The organism is Myxococcus qinghaiensis (assembly GCF_024198215.1).
Lineage (GTDB): Bacteria > Myxococcota > Myxococcia > Myxococcales > Myxococcaceae > Myxococcus > Myxococcus qinghaiensis.
Map to the genome: position 1 here is coordinate 1 of NZ_JAKCFA010000072.1, position 1,893 is coordinate 1,893.

Annotated in this window: 1 pseudogene; it reads right to left on the minus strand. The window is 70.7% G+C overall.

From position 1 onward, the window contains the following. Window positions 1-124: 124 nt before the first annotated feature. Window positions 125-1,816 (minus strand): annotated as a pseudogene (locus LZ199_RS45865) (hypothetical protein); the annotation flags it as partial. Window positions 1,817-1,893: the final 77 nt, after the last annotated feature.

Genomic DNA, 1,893 nt, shown 5'->3' on the forward strand with positions numbered 1-1,893 from the left:
GCTCCACCAGGTGCTCGTGGACCAGTCGTTCAATCTTCGATTCCAGCGTCGCAGTGGGTTTCGTTTGCATCCGCCACGGGTTGCACACCGCGACGACGGCCTCAACACCACCCCTGAACGGTTACAGACGGGGCCCCGAGGACTCCAGCTCCGCCTGGAACAGCTTGGCCCTCGCGGACTCCTTTGCGCCGACCTTGGCGTCCTGCGCGAAGAGGTCCAGGTTGACGTACCGATTCCCGCTTGCGCCCCGTGAAGCTGCGGGCTGCGCGGACTCGCGACTCGCGCCGCCTCTCGTCGCCGCAGCCCCGGAGGACTCGCGACTGGCCGCCTGCGCCTCTGCAGCGGACACCTCGGCGTTCTGCTCGAAGAGGTCCAGGTTGTCGGACCGCTTCCCCGCCGAACCCCTTGTGACCACGGGCTTTGCGGACTCTCGGCTGGCCACCTCCATCAGCAGCGTCTGAGCCTTCGCGGGATTTCCGCGGGCCTCAACGATGGCGACGACGCCAGCCCGCCCCTCCGTCAGCGCGGCGAAGGCGATCTTCCTGTCGCCCCGCAGGATGGCGAAGCCCTCGCGGATGGCGTCGGGGCCGAATTCCTCCTCCAGCTCCTTCAAGACGGCCTTCAGCACTTCGACTTCCGAGGCCGCGAGCCGCCGCAGACTCGCCCGCCCACCAGCGTTGGACTCCACCAGCGCGCGCGCGCCCTTGCCCCCGGCATACAGCGCCACCATCAGCGCGACCGGCGCCAACTCGCGCGTGGCCTGCTCGTACTTGCCCTGCGCCAGCGAGTACGCCCCGTGCCCTGTGCCGGCCACCAGGTGGTAAAAGCCCACCGGCACACCGAAGGTGAGGTGGTCGAAGGCTCCCGCCGAGACGCTTCCCGGCGAGTAGTGCCTCTCCATCAACGCCTTCTGCACTTCGTCGAGCGCAGCCTGATAGGGCGGGGGCATCTGCCCACGCATGGCCATGAGCTCCGTGTACCGAGCCTCGCCACTCACCAAGCTACTGGAGAGCATGTCCCGGCCCGCGCGCCCCAGCCCGCGCAGCACGTCGCGGCCCTGCTCTCCCCGCTCTGGGAAGCCCTCCAGCGCCAGGCCCCGCCGCTTCAGCTCCTCGCGGACGACGGGCATGGCGCCCAGCGTCTCGCCCAGTTGCTTGTCGCGGGCCAGACGCTGCACCACCTCACGCAGCTCGTCGTCGAAGGCCGCGTGCAGGACGAAGAGGGCGAGCACCTCGGAATACGGCACGCCGTACCTCTCCACGGACGTGACGATGAAGGCCGCGCGCTTACGGCCCAGGGCGACCGAGGCTCGTGCGTCCAGGGGCCCCAGGGCTCCCAGGCGGACGGCGTCCCAGGCTGTGAGGGACTCCACCAGCGCGGCCATGTCCACCCCGCGCTGCATGGCCACGAACTCCGCGGGCGAGGCACACGCCAGGAAGGGCGCCAGTACCTCCCGGCTGGAGTCCAGGTGAGGCCAGCCCGAGGGCAAGGCCTTGCCGCCACAGACGAAGACGCCGCCCTCCCTGTCTGAGCCTCGCGCCCCGCCCCTGTCGACGACCACCCCCTGGAGCCCGCGTCGCAGGCCCATCGGCCCTATCTCGGGCGGCCCATCCGCGGAGCCTGACTCCTCCCCCCGATACACACCTGCCGCCGCACTCCTCGCCACATGGGTGGGCACTGAGAAGGGAGTGAAGGCAAGGGTGGCCCCTCGGCCCGCCTGGCCCGGCCTCGCCGGCAACGAGGCGCACCCGGAGGCCAGAACGGCTAGCACCAGCGCCAGGCCAAGCCCGCCGCACCAAGGCCGCTCAGCGCGCATTGTCCACCCCCAGCCCCACCGAAGCGAAGGCGCCTGGCCGCAGCGTCCCTTCCGCCGTCGGGAACAGCAGCGTGCCC